Source organism: Streptomyces sp. ML-6, from assembly GCF_030116705.1.
Lineage (GTDB): Bacteria > Actinomycetota > Actinomycetes > Streptomycetales > Streptomycetaceae > Streptomyces.
In genome coordinates this window covers 3,814,305-3,830,362 of the sequence record NZ_JAOTIK010000001.1, presented here as the reverse complement: position 1 = coordinate 3,830,362, position 16,058 = coordinate 3,814,305, and the positions used below count along the sequence as shown (strand labels likewise).

Sequence of the window (16,058 nt, the reverse complement as noted above, 5' to 3'; positions counted from 1 at the left end):
AAGAGAGGGTGACAGATGAGCGCGGCACTCACCAAATGTTAGATCACACTGCGTGGCGCTTCGGTTCACTTGCGTGAAAGCCCAGAGTGTGCACAGAGGCGAAGTGCGGGTCGATCCTGAGGTACGCCGGGGCGAAGGGCTCGCCGTTCACCCGGGCCGGGGCCGTGCCGAAGAGCTCCTGCTGCTCGGCCGTCGGGCGCACGACCCGGGCGGGCCCGGTGAACTGCACGGCCCACAGGTCGCCGCCGCCCACCACCTCGCCGTTCTCCGTCCCCGGGACCATGGTCTCCATCCCCGGGACCACGGTCCTCGCCGCGCCGTCGTCCACTCCCGGGAGCATGCTCCCCGTCCCCGGGACCACCGTGTTGAAGTTGTCCGCGCCGTACGTCACGACCGTCCCGTCACAGGAGTCGTGGTAGCGGAAACCGCCGTGCAGCCGCAGGAACACCCGGCCGTCGATCACGACGTGGCGCGCCACCACCAGAAACGGAAGGGCCCGCATGCTCGTGGCCAGCCGGCCGTACGGGACGCGGTCGAGCAGTTCGATCGCCTGGAGTTCCTCGGAGGACATGGCCTCCACTCTCCGTCACCGGGCGAGAGGGCCGACAGAGGCTGCGGCCCCGGTTGGGCCGGGACCAAAGTCCCGCCCCGCTGCGGGTCTGCCGGTCAGCGTTTCTGCGCCTGCAGCCTGGCCACGTACGCGGCGGCCTGCGAGCGCCTTTCCATGCCGAGCTTGGAGAGCAGGCTGGAGACATAGTTCTTGATCGTCTTCTCGGCGAGGTGCAGCCGCTCGCCGATCACCCGGTTCGTCAGCCCCTCGCCGATCAGGTCGAGGATCTTGCGCTCCTGGTCGGTGAGGGAGGCGAGCTTGTCGTCGTCCCGGTCCTTCTTCCCCTCGCGCAGCCGCTCCAGGACCCGGGCGGTCGCCACCGGGTCCAGCAGCGACTTCCCGGCCGCCACGTCCCGTACCGCGTTCAGCAGTTCGTTGCCCCTGATCGCCTTCAGCACGTACCCCGAGGCACCCGCCATGATCGCGTCGAACAGGGCCTCGTCGTCGGCGTACGAGGTGAGCATCAGGCACTTGATGTTCGCGTCCTGGGAGCGGATCTCCCGGCACACCTCCACGCCGCTCCCGTCCGGCAGCCGTACGTCGAGCACCGCCACGTCCGGCCGGGTCGCCGGGATGCGCACCAGGGCGTCCGCCGCCGTGCCGGCCTCGCCGACGACCTCGATGTCGTCCTCGACCGAGAGCAATTCATGGACTCCCCGCCGGACGACTTCATGGTCGTCCAGCAGGAAAACAGTGATTTTTCCTTGTTCGCGCACAAAACGCAGTCTCACACACTCACCCCTTCCCTGCCGCCGAACGGCGGGATAACGTGCGGTTGTTCCGGTGACCTGCGGGGCCGTTACCTAGGCTGTGACCAGCGAGAGTTCCCGACTTTTTCGATTTACTTGGAAATCCAAGCAAAATCGCAGGTCAGATGGGGTTTCGCAGTTATGCGTCGCACTGGGTAACGTGCTTTTGGCAGGACGCTCGCCGGGGCACCTGTCACGCCTGTTCCCGAACCGAGCGGCACCCACCCCGTGCACGGGTACGGAGTCAGGCGAGCCGCACTGGTTTCCCGGCAGACCCCGGGGGCCGGACCGACGGAGGAGCACGCACGTGACCGTGGAGAGCACTGCCGCGCGCACACCGCGACGCAGCAGCAAGCGGACCAGCGCAGCGGAGACGACCGCGAAAGCATCCGCGAAGGCGCCTGTGGGGACGCCCGCGAAGAAGCCGGTGAGCACGCCGGCGAAGAAGTCCGCGAAAGCACCCGCGAAGAGGACCGCCGCGAAGAAGGCCGTTGCGAAGACGACCACCGCGAAAACGGCAGCCGCGAAGACGACCGCTGCGAAAACGGCCGCGAAGGCGCCGCAGCGTTCCGAGCCCGAGCTCGTCCAGCTGCTGACGCCCGAGGGCGAGCGCGTCGAGCACCCGGACTACTCGGTCGACCTGACCGACGACGAGCTGCGCGGTCTGTACCGGGACATGGTCCTGACCCGCCGCTTCGACGCCGAGGCCACCGCGCTGCAGCGCCAGGGCGAGCTGGGCCTGTGGGCCTCGCTGCTCGGCCAGGAGGCCGCCCAGATCGGTTCCGGCCGGGCCCTGCACGACGACGACTACGTCTTCCCGACGTACCGGGAGCACGGCGTCGCCTGGTGCCGGGGGGTCGACCCGACCAACCTGCTCGGGATGTTCCGCGGGGTGAACCACGGCGGATGGGACCCGAACAGCAACAACTTCCACCTGTACACGATCGTCATCGGTTCGCAGACCCTGCACGCCACCGGCTACGCCATGGGCGTCGCCAAGGACGGCGCGGACTCGGCCGTGATCGCGTACTTCGGCGACGGCGCCTCCAGCCAGGGCGACGTGGCCGAGTCGTTCACCTTCTCCGCGGTCTACAACGCCCCGGTCGTCTTCTTCTGCCAGAACAACCAGTGGGCGATCTCCGAGCCGACCGAGAAGCAGACCCGCGTCCCGCTCTACCAGCGCGCGCAGGGCTTCGGCTTCCCCGGCGTCCGGGTCGACGGCAACGACGTACTCGCCTGCCTGGCGGTCACCAGGTCGGCGCTGGAGCGGGCCCGCAGGGGCGAGGGGCCCACCCTCGTCGAGGCGTTCACCTACCGGATGGGCGCGCACACCACCTCCGACGACCCGACGAAGTACCGGAGGGACGAGGAGCGGGCCGCCTGGGAGGCGAAGGACCCGATCCTGCGGCTGCGCACGTACCTGGAGAAGCAGGGCGCCGCCGACGAGGCGTTCTTCACCGCCCTGGACGAGGAGAGCGAGACCCTCGGCAAGCGGGTGCGCGAAGTGGTGCGGGCGATGCCCGACCCGGACCCGATCGCGATCTTCGACAATGTCTACGCAGACGGCAACCCGCTGGTCGACGAGGAACGCGCCCAGTTCGCCGCGTACCAGGCATCGTTCGCCGACTCCGCCGAGAAGGGCAAGTAAGCAGCCATGGCCATGGAAAAGATGTCCATCGCGAAGGCGCTCAACGAGTCGCTGCGCAAGGCCCTCGACACCGACCCCAAGGTCCTCATCATGGGTGAGGACGTCGGCAAGCTGGGCGGGGTCTTCCGGATCACCGACGGGCTCCAGAAGGACTTCGGCGAGGACCGGGTGATCGACACCCCGCTCGCCGAGTCCGGCATCGTCGGCACGGCGATCGGCCTGGCCCTGCGCGGCTACCGGCCGGTCGTGGAGATCCAGTTCGACGGCTTCGTCTTCCCCGCGTACGACCAGATCGTCACCCAGCTCGCGAAGATGCACGCCCGCGCGCTCGGCAAGATCAAGCTGCCCGTCGTCGTCCGCATCCCCTACGGCGGCGGCATCGGCGCGGTCGAGCACCACAGCGAGTCGCCCGAGGCCCTGTTCGCGCACGTCGCGGGCCTGAAGGTGGTCTCGCCCTCGAACGCGAGCGACGCCTACTGGATGATGCAGCAGGCCGTCCAGAGCGACGACCCGGTGATCTTCTTCGAGCCGAAGCGGCGCTACTGGGACAAGGGCGAGGTCCAGACCGATGCCATTCCCGGCCCGCTGCACAAGGCGTCGGTGGTGCGCACCGGCTCCGATCTGACGCTCGCCGCCTACGGGCCGATGGTGAAGGTCTGCCTCGCGGCGGCCGAGGCCGCCCAGGAGGAGGGCAAGTCGGTCGAGGTCCTGGACCTGCGTTCGGTGTCGCCGATCGACTTCGACACCATCCAGTCCTCGGTGGAGCGGACCGGCCGGCTCGTGGTGGTCCACGAGGCCCCGGTGTTCTACGGTTCCGGCGCGGAGATCGCCGCCCGGATCACCGAGCGGTGCTTCTACCACCTGGAGGCGCCGGTGCTGAGGGTCGGCGGCTACCACGCCCCGTACCCGCCGGCGCGGCTGGAGGACGAGTACCTGCCGGGTCTCGACCGTGTGCTCGACGCCGTCGACCGTTCGCTGGCGTACTGAGGACTGGGACGTGACAACGATGACCGACACTTCCAACGCTGCCCGCTTCCGTGAGTTCAAGATGCCCGACGTGGGCGAGGGACTCACCGAGGCGGAGATCCTCAAGTGGTACGTCCAGCCCGGCGACACCGTCACCGACGGTCAGGTCGTGTGCGAGGTCGAGACCGCGAAGGCGGCCGTGGAGCTGCCGATCCCGTTCGACGGGGTGGTGCACGAGCTGCGCTTCCCCGAGGGCACGACGGTCGACGTCGGCCAGGTGATCATCGCGGTGGACGTGGCCCCGGGGAGCGATGACGCGGCCCCGGCCGAGGCTCCCGCGTCGGCCGCGACGGCTCCCGCGCCTTCTGCCCCGGCCGTTGAGGCCCCCGCCCCGGCCGCCGAGGCTCCTGCCTTGGTCGCCGAGGCCGAACCGGAGCCCGAGGCTCCCAAGGGTCGTCAGCCCGTCCTGGTGGGTTACGGCGTGGCCGAGACCTCCACGAAGCGCCGGGCCCGCAAGGGCGCGCCCGCCTCCGTGCCGGCCGCCGTCGCGGCGATCCAGGGCGAGATGAACGGTCACGGCGCCGCGCTCGCGGCCCCGAAGCACCGTCCGCTGGCCAAGCCGCCGGTGCGCAAGCTGGCCAAGGACCTGGGCATCGACCTGGCGACCGTGGTCCCGACCGGCAAGGACGGGATCATCACCCGCGAGGACGTGCACGCCGCGGTGGCGCCCGCCCCCGCGCAGCCCTCCGTCCCCGCCCAGGCCCCGGCCGCCCCGGTCTCCGCCCCCGCCGCCCAGGCCCCGGCCGCCGAAGCCCCGGCCGCCGAGGCCGTCGTGGCGGACGCCCGCGAGACCCGTGTCCCGGTCAAGGGCGTGCGGAAGGCCATCGCGCAGGCGATGGTGGGCAGCGCCTTCACGGCCCCGCACGTCACCGAGTTCGTCACCGTCGACGTGACGCGCACGATGAAGCTGGTCGCGGAGCTCAAGGAGGACAAGGACATGGCGGGGGTGCGGGTCAACCCGCTCCTGATCATCGCCAAGGCCCTCCTGGTCGCGATCAAGCGGAACCCGGAGATCAACGCCGCCTGGGACGAGGCCAACCAGGAGATCGTCCAGAAGCACTACGTGAACCTGGGCATCGCCGCGGCCACCCCGCGCGGCCTGATCGTGCCGAACATCAAGGACGCGCACGCCATGACCCTGCCGCAGCTCGCGGCGGCCCTGGGCGAGCTGGTCTCCACGGCCCGGGACGGAAAGACGTCCCCGGCCGCGATGGCGGGCGGCACGGTGACGATCACCAACGTCGGCGTCTTCGGCGTCGACACGGGCACCCCGATCCTGAACCCGGGCGAGTCCGCGATCCTCGCGGTCGGCGCGATCAAGCTCCAGCCGTGGGTCCACAAGGGCAAGGTGAAGCCGCGTCAGGTCACCACGCTGGCCCTGTCGTTCGACCACCGCCTGGTCGACGGCGAGCTCGGCTCCAAGGTCCTGGCCGACGTCGCCGCGATCCTGGAACAGCCCAAGCGCCTGATCACCTGGGCGTGACCGTTCCGGTAGCAGTACGTGCATGAGGTGGGCCCGCGCGAAGTTCGCGCGGGCCCACCGGCGTACGGGAACCGGTGTACGGAACCGGTACGGCCGATCGCGGGTGTCCGCCGCAGACGCGCGTGGTCGGCCGCCATGATCTTTATGCGAGTACGCGCATAAGGCGCGTCTGTGCGTGGACGCCCCTTCCACCCCGTCATAGCGTCATGGCGACCGGCCCGCAGGGGGCCAGGGCAAGGGGGCTCGACAGCCATGGCACGCGAGGAACTGACCCGGCTCACCGGCAACGGAAACGGCACCTGCGGCGACGAGGACTGCCCGAACGTCTACCGGACGCCGAGCGGCACACTGGTCGTCCAGGGAAGCGTCTCCAAGGCGTTCGCACCACCATCCGGAGAGGCACTGGTGGAGATTCCGGAAGAAGTGCTGAAGGAGGCCGCACGTGCTCTTGGATGGTGAGGAGTGGCGTCGGCGGTTCGCGGAGATCGAACGTGAAGCATGGCGGCTCGAAACATTGCCGCAGTACCTCGTGGCACATGAGGCGGAAGAGTTCGCGGCCTTCCGCGAGGGCCGACCGCTCACGCCGTACTCGAATTCCGCGTACACGGAGCGCGTCTCCCGCCAGCATTCCGAGGGAAAGCGGAACGGGCGGGTGCACATCGTGACGCAGCCGCTCTCCGACTACTTGCGATTCGAGTTCACCCGCTACTACGAGGCGCACAGTCGGGCGGGGGACGACATTCGGATTCTCGACGTGACGAACCGGTCCAACCCTCTGGAAAATGTTCAGGACTTCTGGATGTTCGACCGCGCGGAAGTCGTTCTCATGAACTACGGGGCGGACGGAAGGCAGCTCAGTCGCGAGGTTTTCGAGGGTGATGTTTCCTCGTTCGTCGAATACCAGCGGGTCGCGATAGCCGAGTCGGTCCCCTTCGAGGAGTACGTGAACGGTGGCCTTCGAGCCTGACCGGCTTGACCGGTCCGGTCCGGAACTGGCGGTCAGGCTCAAGGAGCTGCGCAAGCAAGCCGGGCTCTCGGGAGCCCGGCTTGCTGTGCGTTGCAATATCTCCCAGTCGAAGATCAGCAGGATCGAAGGAAACAAGATCCGGCCGTCCCTGGTGGACGTCGAGCAGATCCTGACGGGAATCGGAGCCTCCCCCGCCATCACGGCTGAAGTGATGGCCGTGGCTCGACTGGCCCAGACGGAATGGCAGGGCCGGAGAGCACTGCATCGAAAAGGGCTGGACAAGAAACAGGTCGAGCTGGCCGGCCTCGAAGCTGTGACCAGCGAGTTCCGGCACTTCCTGCTGTCCATGAACACGGGCTTGCTGGCCACGCCGGAATACATCAGGGAGAGCATCGCCCACGCTCCACCGGCACAACAGGTGAAGGCGGTCGGCATGAAGATGGAGCGGCAGGCTGTGCTGTTCGACCGCACCAAGCGCTTCACTTTCCTCCTCACCGAGCAAGCCGTCAGATATCCGCTGCTGCCACCGGACGCGATGGCCATGCAGATCGACCGGTTGGCCTCCCTTTCCCTGCAAGTGAATATTCGTGTTGGTGTACTGCCCATGCGAGTGAGGTTCAGCAACACCCCATTGAGTACGTTCACTATTTACGATGATCGCCTGGCGACCATCGAGACGGATCTGGGCGCGGCCGTGTTCCGGAATCCCAGAGACATCCGTTCGCTCCTCGACCGCTTCGCCGGTTACGAGACGCATGCCCTCTTCGGGGACGATGCGCGAGTGCTATTGACCGAGTGGGCGTGGTCATTCCGTCGGTGAACTTTATTCGGCAACGCGAATAAAGCTGGAGATGCGTCATCGGCAGTCCGAGGATGTATTCATGCCGATCGAGTCCGAGTATCACGGGCGGAAGGAGATCGGTATCCCTGCTCCATCATCGGCCACGCAGAAAGGCACACTCATGCCCGGAACGGACCTGTACAGCCTGCCCGTCGACGAAGCCATGTTCCTCAAGGCGTGCGGGGGCAACACGCACCCGGACGGCGAGTCCTGCGCCACGCTGGCGAAGATCGGCCCCGACGCGTGGGCGCTGGGGGACAGCAAGCGGCCCGGTGCGGAGCCGCTGAGGTTCACCACTGCCGAGCTGAACGCGGCCGGCATCGATCCGGCCCGCTTCACGATCTCGGCCTGATGGGCCATTCACCGGCCATGGGGCCGTCTTCAACTGCTCCGTACAGGAGGGCGGTTGCACTACCACGGCTATCTATGGGTCGGCGCCAAGCAGCGCTTCGACGATGAGGCGTTGAGGCGGCCTCCCCACCCCGATACGCCTCCGGCAGGCGGTAAGCCGGAGTTGGTTCAGCGGCACAAGGAAGTGACGGCGGAGTTTCCCGTCGTGGACCTCCCGCCGCTCGAAACGGCGTACTGGCTGATCAAGCCCAGGAAGCTGGTGCACGGAACCTGGGAACAGCCGGAGGGCGCGGCGCAATGGTTCATGGAACGGCTCACCGAGTACGCGCCTCGGTTCGTCTCCGATTCGGACCGTGACGGTAAGCGATTGGCGATACTGGCCAACTCGGCTTCCGGCCGCCTCGGTTGGGGCGGTGATGTGTCGCACGGGTTCTACCTGGAGCGGCCTTCGTTCCTGTCCCTGGCTCTGGTCTGCTGTTCTTCGAATCGAGCGATGCCGGGACTGGGGTGCCCGGTGCGGTAGGCCCTTTCGGTGGAGTGGGCCCGGTCCGTGCCGGGCCCACTCCACCGACCTCCAGGATCACCTGGGGGTTACTTCGGTACGTGCATGAGGTGGGCCCGCGCGAAGCTCGCGCGGGCCCACCGGCGCGTCCGGCCCCCGCCGCAGGGTGAGTTCGGCGAACACGGTCTTGCCGACGGTGCGCGACTCGACGCCCCACCGGTCGGCGATCGACGCCACGATCAGAAGCCCCCGGCCGTAGCACTCCTCGCTCGTTGCCGCGCGCAGAACCGGCAGCCGTTCGCCCCACGGATCGCTGACCGCGACCCGGAGCGTGGTCGCGGTGAGAACGAGCCGCACCCGGAGGAGCCGCCCCCGGACGACGCCGTGCAGTAACGCATTGGTCGCCAACTCGCTGACCAGCAAAGCCGCGTCCCCGGCCAGCCCCGGATACCCCCACTCCCGCACCAGCCGCGCGGTGCGCCGCCGGGAGAAGGAGACGCGGTCGGCGGTCGGGGCGAAGTCGAGCCGGTCCTCGCGGAGGACGGGTTCGAGGGCGGGTTCGGGGACGGAGTTCTGTTCGGCTGCGGTCATGGGCGCGTGCCTCCGTGGGTGCGGGCGGTGGCGATGCCGTGCCTGCGGGGCGCCGATTTTGGGCGCGGAGCAGGGCGGTGCACTTCCGCCAGGTCCTGTTTGCCGTTCGGTGAGCGACTGGACACCGAACGTAGTGACTCTCATGTGGCGGCACAACCAACTTGGAGATATTTATCTCCAACGGGTGATTGTGGCTGTCTGGTCGCGCCGTGCAGACTGGGCGCGTACAGGAGGTGCTGAACGGTGTCGAAAGCGCGTGTGGGGTTGGGGAACCGCGTTTCTACGGTTCTGGCGCGGCAGTTGGGTGGTCAGCTGCTGACCTTCCGGGAGGCCGCAGGGCTGAATCAGACGCAGGCGGCGGCCGTTCTCAGCGCCCAGGCGGCCAAGATCGCCAAGATGGAACACGGATGGGTTCCGGTCCGGGACCCGGATGTCGCAGCGCTCTGCCGGGCGTATGACGTCGATGATCCGCAAGTGGTCGAGGGGTTGCTCCGGCTGGCCAGACTGGACCGGGAGCGACGCAAGGCGAAGGGCTGGTGGACGACTTCACTCAATCCGGGAAGCCTGCGCGAGTACGTTGCGATGGAGGATGTTGCGCTCAGAGTGCGCACCTGGCAACTTGCCTTGATCCCCGGCTTGTTCCAGACGCCCGAGTATGTGAGAGCCCTTGCGGTGGCGGCTGTTTCGCCCGACAGGATCGACGAGGTCGAGCGTATCGTTGATGTGCGTGCGCACCGTCAGCGCCGCCTGCAGGGTGAGAAGCCCCTGCGTGTGCACGCAGTGATCTGGGAAGCCGCATTGCGTCAGATGATCGGTGGCTCTCAGGTCATGGGAGGGCAGCTGGAGCATCTGTGCCGACTCGCGGAGCAGCCCAACATCGACGTGCAGGTGCTTCCCTTCCGGGCGGAGGTGAATCCCTGCAGCGGAGGCCCCTTCAACATTCTCTCGTTCGCGGAGGAGGACGCCGTGGACGTGGTGCACATGGACGGGCTGCGCACCACCAACTGGGTGGAGGGAGCGGAAGAGAGCATGGCGTACTCCGAGCTGTTCGCGCGCACCTGCGCCATGAGCCTGTCGCCGTACGATTCGGTGCGGTTCATCGCGAGCATCGCCAAAGGGATGAGTAAATGATTGCGTTCTGCTTCAGGAAGTCCAGTTACAGCGAAGCGCATGGTGAGTGCATAGAAGTGGCTGCCAACGTCCCCGGAGTGGTCGCCGTCCGCGACTCCAAGCACCCCGCCGGCCCCGTCATCGTCCTCGGCCCCGCCGCCTGGGACGCCTTCCGGGCCGGGCTGGTACGGGCGGAGTGACCTGGGCGGCGAACAGCCTTCCAGTGGCGAGGCGCCTGGCCAACGCGTGAGTTGTCACCAGGAAGTGAGGTGCTTGGACTCGCACAGGGGTCAGTCCGTCGGCGCGTCCTGCCCGGCCAGGAGGCGCAGGGCTTTCTGATCGGTGTCCGCCGAGGTCCCGTTGAGGCGGTGAACCACCACCCATCGTCCTTGGCAGAGGTGCGATACGCGCGCAAGGCGGGTGGCGGATGGCCTGCTGCGTCTGCACATGGCCAGCGACGAGATCTCCGGCGTGGATCGCGGCGGACCTGCGTCCGGGCGGCGCGCCGACCGGGCTTCTTGCGGTCCTGCCCGCCCTGTTCGGCGAGGAGTGGCGTTCGTCCGATGCCCCGGACGACCCGCACTGTCGATGTCCGGTGGATCCGACCGGCTGGTGACCGCTCATTCGGAGAGGTGCGGTCGGACGAGCGGGGCGGTTCCCAGGACGAGTGCGGCGAAGACGATCAGGCGCTGGAGGCCGGGCTGGTCGGCGAGGCCGCTGTGCTGGATGCCGTGGACCGCGTACCAGTTGGCGGCGGTGTCGGTCGCCATGATGGCGCAGGCGAGGTCGACTCCTCGGCGTCTGCCGAGGATCAGGAGTACGGCGGCGAGCGTGTCGAACAGCGCCAGCGATGACCAGTAGAGGTTCAGCCACCCCGGCGCCCACTCATACGGGCGCAGACCGTGGCTGAAGAGGTCGACGGTGTGGGAGGAAGCGCCGACGAGGAGCAGGAGGGCGGCGATGACGCAGACGAGTACGACCGTCCAGCGCGGCGCATGGCGCATCCATCCGATCATGCGAGGGATCGTGCCACCCGCGGCCCCGGCCGACCAGGCAGGGGGAACGCGGCCCGGGGCGACTCGAGGCCGGCTTCTCAGGCGACCGCGCGTACCAGCAGCGTGCCGATGTGTCCCGGTTGCGGGGCGTCCAGGACCCGTGCGTCGGCCGTGGCGTGTTGCACGGGCCGAAAGGGCCGCCCCTGTCCTTCGGGGGGCCGAGGACGGAGCCGTGCCCCGGGCAGGTGCAGCGGTGGACGAGTACGAGCCCCGTGGCGAAGGGCAACGGCACGTCCTGTGTCCGACGGCACTCCTGATGCAGGTCCGCGTACCCGGTCCGGAGGGCGAGGGCACATTCCGGAGACATTGCTGCGATGCCGGTCGCACGTCGTGATGTGGCCATGAACGGGACGGTATGGAAGGAGAGTTACTGGTCATGATGCAGTGTTCTCGAATGTTCTCCGGTTCCGGCTCAATGTTCTCGTGCGGTCGCATGCGAGGCGGCGTACTTGCGGCGCGGGTGAGGCAGAGTTGGTGATGTTCGTGGCCAGCAGGGCCACATACGAACGATCGGGAGACGACCGTGGCACGACGACTCCGCTTCAACGGCACCGACAGCAAGAACGGAGGCTGTCCCGCCGTGCACGAAGATCTCGACTCCGGCGAGATCGTCATCCAGGGGGCGCCACTCACCGACCCCGAGGACATCGCCCAGCTTCAGCACCTCGGGCCGGGGGACGCCGCAGTGGTGGTGCCGCGTGAACTCCTCGTTCATCACGGTCCCAAGGAGGTCGCCCACGTACCCGTACTGATCGGTCTGGAAGAGTTCGGGCGCCTCTTCGAGACTTTCGAGCACTCGGCCTGGCACCTGGAGACCCGGCGGGGCTACGCGTCGGACCGGGAAGACCCTGGGTACGCGGAGTTCCTCGCGACCGGCTCGGTGCCGTACGACCTCGACAGCGAGTGGTGCGTGAACATCCGCCGACAGACGACTGACGGAAAGTACGTGGGGCGCGTGCGTGTCGTCGACAGCCCGCCGACCGAGGGACAGCTGTTCCTGCTCGGGTATTCGGCGTGCAACGTGGCCACGGGCGAGGACGTGCGGAACCTGTGGCGCGAGGACGCGGAGCGGCTCCGGCTGCCCGCTGAAGACTTCTGGATCTTCGACAGCCGATTGGTGGCCGTGCTGCGCTTCGACGACGCGGACGTCTTCCATGACGTGGAGGTCATCACGGAACCTGCCGAAGTCCTGCGGTACTGCCAGGTCCGCGACGCCGCGATGCACGGGGCTTCTCCCCACGCCGAGTTCGTCGCACGGCTCGGTGCCGACGCCGCCTGATAGGCACTGACGAGCGGAACCGGTGAGCACAGACTTTCAGCAAGCCAGGGAGGCGTTCGGGCTGCGCCTGAGAGAGCTCAGGCTTGTCAGCATCGGGAAGCGCCGGCTCACCGCGTTGATCTGTCCGCCGTCGGTGCCGGCCGCCCAGCTCGACCGCCTGGTGGGAGTCATCGGGCTGGACACGGTGGAGCTGGGGATCATCCCGTTGTCCGTTTCGCTCGGGATTCTTCCTGCCACCGCGTTCTGGATCTACGACGACCGGCAGGTCATTGTCGAGAACTGGCACGCGGAGTTGTGGGTCGACGACGAGTCGAGCGTCAGCACACATCTGCGTACCTGGGAGACGCTGAAGAAGTCCGCCGTGTACGGCGCCGACGCGCAGAACCTCATCGGCGGCGTACGCCAGACCCTGCCGTCCCGGTTCTGATCACCGGCCCGACAGCCGGGCGGGGGCGCGGCAGCCGGGACAACTCGTCGGAACAGGGCGGGCAGTGTCCGATACGGCACTGGTCCGGCGCCGTGCGGAGAACCGTCAGGGATACGAGGGCCGATCCGGGAAAGGATCAGCGGCGTCCTGAGTGCGATCGCCTCCGGTCGAACATCGAACAGTGCTTGCGGAACCTGTGGTTCCTCCTTCTCGGCCGTCCCACCGATCGAAAGGTCCCCCACCTTGCGCACGCAGCCCCCGAACACCGTGTCCGAACCCTCTCCCACCCTGCTGGAACGATTACCCGTTCTGCGCCGCGGGCTCGACCGGCTGGAACGCAGACCCACCGCGTTCGGTCTGGTCATGTGGGCCTTCGGGCTGGCCAAACCGGTGTTCCTGGACCATGTGGTGAGACCCGAGCCGCGCGCCGAACTCGGCGCCGTGCGCGAGCTCCTGGAGAAGAGCCGGGAGCGTTACGCCGAGCATCTCACCGGCTTTATGGAGTACGCCGACCAGCTGGCCGCGATCCCCATGGAAGGGGTGGAGAAGGCGTCCACCGCCTACTGGGGCAACACCTGGCTGCCCCCGCTGGACGCGGCCGCGCTCTACGGATTCCTCGCCACGGAGAAGCCGGCCCGCTACCTGGAGGTCGGCTCCGGGAACTCCACCAAGTTCGCCCGCCGGGCCATCCAGGACCTCGGCCTGAGCACCCGTATCACGTCCATCGACCCGGAGCCCCGGGCCCATGTCGACCACCTCTGCGACGAGGTGGTCCGTGTCCCGCTCCAGGACGCCGACCTCGGCGTCTTCGCCGAACTGGAGCCGGGGGACGTCCTCTTCGTCGACGGTTCGCACCGGCTCCAGATGGGCTCCGACGTCATGGTGTTCTTCTTCGAGCTGCTGCCCCGCCTCAAGCCGGGGGTGCTCGTCCAGGTCCACGACATCATGCTCCCGGCGGACTATCCGGAGTCCTGGCGCTGGCGCCTGTACTCGGAGCAGTACCTCCTGGCCGCGCTGCTCACCGCCGCGCCGGAGCGCTTCGACGTCCAGCTGCCGAACGCCTTCGTCCACGCCGACCCCGAGCTGCGGAGGATCCTCGACCCGCTCTGGCGCCGGCTCGGCGTGACCAGGCACTTCCACCCGGCCTCCTTCTGGTGGCGGCACGAGGGCTGGTGAGCCTTCGGGCCTCCGGGACGGCCGGACGGTCGGCCCGGAGGCCCGAAGGGGGGCTTGTCGGCCAATCTGCGTGCTGTAAGCGGGAATTGGGCTGTTGAGGTGCGCTGTTAGGGTGGCCGGATGTCTTCGGTCAAGAAGTTTCAGGTCACCTTCGACTGTGCGAATACCGAGCGGGTCGCCCGTTTCTGGTGCGAGGTGCTGGGGTACTCCCTGACGCTGCCTTCCGAGGGGGAGGGCTCGTGGGCCGTGTGTTCCGACCCGACGGGCGAGGGCCCGCGGATGTACTTCCAGCAGGTGCCCGAGGGCAAGGTCGCCAAGAACCGGGTGCATCTCGACGTGCGGGTCGGCACCGGGCTCGTGGGCGATGAGCGGCTGGCCGTCCTGGAGGCCGAACGCGATCGGCTGGTCGCGCTCGGGGCGGTGTGCACGAAGGTGCTGTATGCCGACGAGGAGAACGAGTCGTGCATCAACATGCAGGACGTCGAGGGCAACGAGTTCTGTCTCGACTGAGCGTCGTCGACCGGGGCCCCTCGGGGCGGCGGGGGTGTCAGCGCCGCCTGCCATGCTGCACGCATGGCATCTCCCGGCTCCCGTACGAAGACGACCGAGGTGTGGTTGCTGCCCGAGGACGAGCGGGACGTCGGGCGGCGCATCGGTGAGGTGCTGCCCCGGGCCGGGTGGCTGTGCAGCCATCCGGGCCCGAAGGGGCTTCATCAGGTGCACCTGCACCCATCGCTCGGGGAGGCCCTGGACTGCGGCGGCTGTCAGGCGTTCCTGCTGCTGCCGGAGGGGGGCCGGGGGCCCGAGGGCGTCCAGGTTGCCGAGGGGGCCGTTGCCGGTCCCGCCCTCACCCACTCCGCCGTGCTGCAGCTCCTGTGCTCGCGCCGGTTCCGGGACGACGAGGGCGAGGCCATCGAGGCCGGCCGCCTCGCGGTGCGCTGGTACGAACCGGAGGTCGGGCCGGAACGGCACCGGCTCCTGACCGACCAGACGCGCCTGGCCTGGCAGGCCCTCCGGTCGGCGACCCGTCCGGCGCCCGTCGAGACCCCGGACGGCCGCCGGGTTTCCGGCCTGCGGATCGGCTCCGCCGCGTACGACCTCGTGGCCGGTACCGGGATGGCGCTGACCAGGGGAGGCTCCCAGCGCCTGCGACTGGTCGCAGGGCGCATCGCCGGCGGTGGGCGGGGCGCGTCGGCCGCCGGGTGACCGCGCGCACGAGAGAGGGGGCCCGCGTGACGCGGACCCCCTTCGTCGGTGCTGCCGGACCGGGCTACTTCTTGAAGGAGTAGTCCATGATCTTCTTCATGTCCGCGGAACGGTTGGCCGCGCTCGTGGAGGCGAGCACCGTGCCGACGATGGTCTTGCTGCCGCGGGTCGCGGCGAAGACCAGGCAGTACTTGGCCGTCGGGCCGGAGCCGGTCTTGATGCCGATCGCACCGCTGTAGCTGCTGAGCATGGTGTTGGTGTTGGTCCACGACATGTAGCGGTAGCCGCCGGACTTCGTGGTGACCTTCTGCTTGGTCGACTTGGTCTTGACGATCGAGCGGAAGGTGGAGTTCTTCATCGCGTTGCCGGCGAGCTTCGTCAGGTCGCGCGGCGTCGAGTAGTTCGAGCCGTTCCCTATGCCGTCGAACGAGTCGAAGCGGGTGTTCTTCAGCCCGAGGGACTTGGCCTGGGCGTTCATCTTGCCGATGAACGACTTCACGCGGGCCGCGCGGGTGGTGCCGGAACCGAACTTGTCGGCCAGCGCGTAGGCGGCGTCGCAGCCGGACGGCAGCATCAGGCCGTACAGGAGCTGGCGGACGGTGACCTTGTCACCCACGATGAGGCGGGCCGACGAGGCGCCCTTGGAGACGATGTAGTCGCTGTACGCCTTCTGGATCGTGACCTTGGAATCCAGGTTCAGGTTCTTCTGCGACAGCACCACCTTGGCCGTCATGATCTTGGTGGTGGAGCCGGTGGAACGACGGGTGTCCGCGCCCTTGGCGAACAGGGACTTCGCGGTGCCGTTGTTCATCGTGTAACCGCCGGCGGCGGTGATCTTCGGGGTGGGCGGCGTGGCGGCCTGCGCCGAGGAGGCGAACACGCCGCTCGCGATGACGGCACCCGCGGTCAGGGCCACGGTGGCGGAGGCGGTGACGCGGTTTATGCCCTTGATGCCGATTTTCAACTGAAAGCTCCAAATGCCCCTTGAATGCGGCCGCATGAAGGTGCCGCTCGGTGATGAGACTCATGAGGTCGGG

Annotated in this window: 20 protein-coding genes; 15 read left to right on the top strand and 5 right to left on the bottom strand. The window is 68.2% G+C overall.

Features of this window, described 5'->3' with window-relative positions; genetic code table 11:
• Positions 1–43: 43 nt before the first annotated feature.
• The gene (locus OCT49_RS16920; protein ID WP_283852729.1) at positions 44–571 is read right to left on the bottom strand and encodes a PNPOx family protein; all 528 of its coding nucleotides are present in this window, start codon (positions 569–571) and stop codon (positions 44–46) included.
• Positions 572–666: 95 nt separating this feature from the next.
• A complete protein-coding gene (locus OCT49_RS16915) occupies positions 667–1,326 on the bottom strand; it encodes a response regulator (RefSeq protein ID WP_283855821.1) in 660 nt (219 codons plus the stop codon).
• Between the two features lie 340 nt (positions 1,327–1,666).
• Here OCT49_RS16915 and pdhA point away from each other — a divergent pair, with 340 nt between their 5' ends.
• The 8 genes from pdhA (at position 1,667) to OCT49_RS16875 (ending at position 8,198) form a co-directional block, all read left to right on the top strand.
• Entirely contained in the window at positions 1,667–3,007 is a 1,341-nt protein-coding gene (gene pdhA / locus OCT49_RS16910) for a pyruvate dehydrogenase (acetyl-transferring) E1 component subunit alpha (RefSeq protein ID WP_283852728.1), read from the top strand.
• Between the two features lie 6 nt (positions 3,008–3,013).
• Complete coding sequence (locus OCT49_RS16905) at positions 3,014–3,994, top strand: alpha-ketoacid dehydrogenase subunit beta (protein WP_283852727.1); 981 nt, start codon at positions 3,014–3,016, stop codon at positions 3,992–3,994.
• Between the two features lie 10 nt (positions 3,995–4,004).
• A complete protein-coding gene (locus OCT49_RS16900; protein WP_283852726.1) occupies positions 4,005–5,516 on the top strand; it encodes a dihydrolipoamide acetyltransferase family protein in 1,512 nt (503 codons plus the stop codon).
• Between the two features lie 252 nt (positions 5,517–5,768).
• The gene (locus OCT49_RS16895) at positions 5,769–5,975 is read left to right on the top strand and encodes a hypothetical protein (RefSeq protein WP_283852725.1); all 207 of its coding nucleotides are present in this window, start codon (positions 5,769–5,771) and stop codon (positions 5,973–5,975) included.
• Positions 5,959–6,483 (top strand): DUF6879 family protein, encoded by a 525-nt coding sequence (locus OCT49_RS16890; protein ID WP_283852724.1) that lies wholly within the window; start codon positions 5,959–5,961, stop codon positions 6,481–6,483. Before OCT49_RS16895 ends, OCT49_RS16890 begins: the two co-directional genes overlap by 17 nt.
• Positions 6,467–7,303, top strand: a complete 837-nt coding sequence (locus OCT49_RS16885) for a Scr1 family TA system antitoxin-like transcriptional regulator (RefSeq protein ID WP_283852723.1) — start codon at positions 6,467–6,469, stop codon at positions 7,301–7,303. The genes OCT49_RS16890 and OCT49_RS16885 overlap by 17 nt, the downstream gene beginning before the upstream one ends.
• A 142-nt stretch (positions 7,304–7,445) precedes the next feature.
• A complete protein-coding gene (locus OCT49_RS16880) occupies positions 7,446–7,676 on the top strand; it encodes a DUF397 domain-containing protein (protein ID WP_283852722.1) in 231 nt (76 codons plus the stop codon).
• 54 nt (positions 7,677–7,730) lie between these two features.
• Positions 7,731–8,198: a hypothetical protein gene (locus tag OCT49_RS16875; RefSeq protein WP_283852721.1), complete on the top strand. Its 468-nt coding sequence runs from the start codon at positions 7,731–7,733 to the stop codon at positions 8,196–8,198.
• A gap of 57 nt (positions 8,199–8,255) precedes the next feature.
• Here OCT49_RS16875 and OCT49_RS16870 read toward each other — a convergent pair whose 3' ends face one another.
• The gene (locus tag OCT49_RS16870; RefSeq protein WP_283852720.1) at positions 8,256–8,768 is read right to left on the bottom strand and encodes an ATP-binding protein; all 513 of its coding nucleotides are present in this window, start codon (positions 8,766–8,768) and stop codon (positions 8,256–8,258) included.
• Between the two features lie 243 nt (positions 8,769–9,011).
• On the opposite strand from OCT49_RS16870, the gene OCT49_RS16865 reads away from it, so the two are divergent.
• Together OCT49_RS16865 and OCT49_RS16860 are read left to right on the top strand one after the other, a co-directional pair.
• Positions 9,012–9,899 carry a helix-turn-helix domain-containing protein gene (locus OCT49_RS16865; RefSeq protein WP_283852719.1) on the top strand — a complete coding sequence of 296 codons (888 nt, stop codon included), beginning with the start codon at positions 9,012–9,014 and terminating at the stop codon, positions 9,897–9,899.
• A complete protein-coding gene (locus OCT49_RS16860) occupies positions 9,896–10,078 on the top strand; it encodes a DUF397 domain-containing protein (protein WP_283852718.1) in 183 nt (60 codons plus the stop codon). Before OCT49_RS16865 ends, OCT49_RS16860 begins: the two co-directional genes overlap by 4 nt.
• 420 nt (positions 10,079–10,498) lie before the next feature.
• On the opposite strand, the gene OCT49_RS16855 is transcribed toward OCT49_RS16860, so the two are convergent.
• Positions 10,499–10,894 (bottom strand): hypothetical protein, encoded by a 396-nt coding sequence (locus OCT49_RS16855; RefSeq protein WP_283852717.1) that lies wholly within the window; start codon positions 10,892–10,894, stop codon positions 10,499–10,501.
• Positions 10,895–11,456: 562 nt separating this feature from the next.
• Between OCT49_RS16855 and OCT49_RS16850 the strand changes: the two genes are divergently transcribed.
• From OCT49_RS16850 to OCT49_RS16830, 5 genes are all read left to right on the top strand, one after another.
• Positions 11,457–12,212: a DUF6879 family protein gene (locus OCT49_RS16850; RefSeq protein ID WP_283852716.1), complete on the top strand. Its 756-nt coding sequence runs from the start codon at positions 11,457–11,459 to the stop codon at positions 12,210–12,212.
• 61 nt (positions 12,213–12,273) lie between these two features.
• Positions 12,274–12,639, top strand: coding sequence for a Scr1 family TA system antitoxin-like transcriptional regulator (locus OCT49_RS16845; protein WP_502963472.1), 366 nt, complete (start codon positions 12,274–12,276; stop codon positions 12,637–12,639).
• Between the two features lie 243 nt (positions 12,640–12,882).
• Complete coding sequence (locus tag OCT49_RS16840; RefSeq protein ID WP_283852715.1) at positions 12,883–13,815, top strand: class I SAM-dependent methyltransferase; 933 nt, start codon at positions 12,883–12,885, stop codon at positions 13,813–13,815.
• 120 nt (positions 13,816–13,935) lie between these two features.
• The gene (locus OCT49_RS16835) at positions 13,936–14,325 is read left to right on the top strand and encodes a VOC family protein (protein WP_283852714.1); all 390 of its coding nucleotides are present in this window, start codon (positions 13,936–13,938) and stop codon (positions 14,323–14,325) included.
• Between the two features lie 63 nt (positions 14,326–14,388).
• Complete coding sequence (locus OCT49_RS16830; RefSeq protein ID WP_283852713.1) at positions 14,389–15,021, top strand: hypothetical protein; 633 nt, start codon at positions 14,389–14,391, stop codon at positions 15,019–15,021.
• A gap of 64 nt (positions 15,022–15,085) precedes the next feature.
• Here OCT49_RS16830 and OCT49_RS16825 read toward each other — a convergent pair whose 3' ends face one another.
• Positions 15,086–15,985 (bottom strand): D-alanyl-D-alanine carboxypeptidase family protein, encoded by a 900-nt coding sequence (locus OCT49_RS16825; RefSeq protein ID WP_283852712.1) that lies wholly within the window; start codon positions 15,983–15,985, stop codon positions 15,086–15,088.
• Positions 15,986–16,058 lie beyond the last annotated feature (73 nt).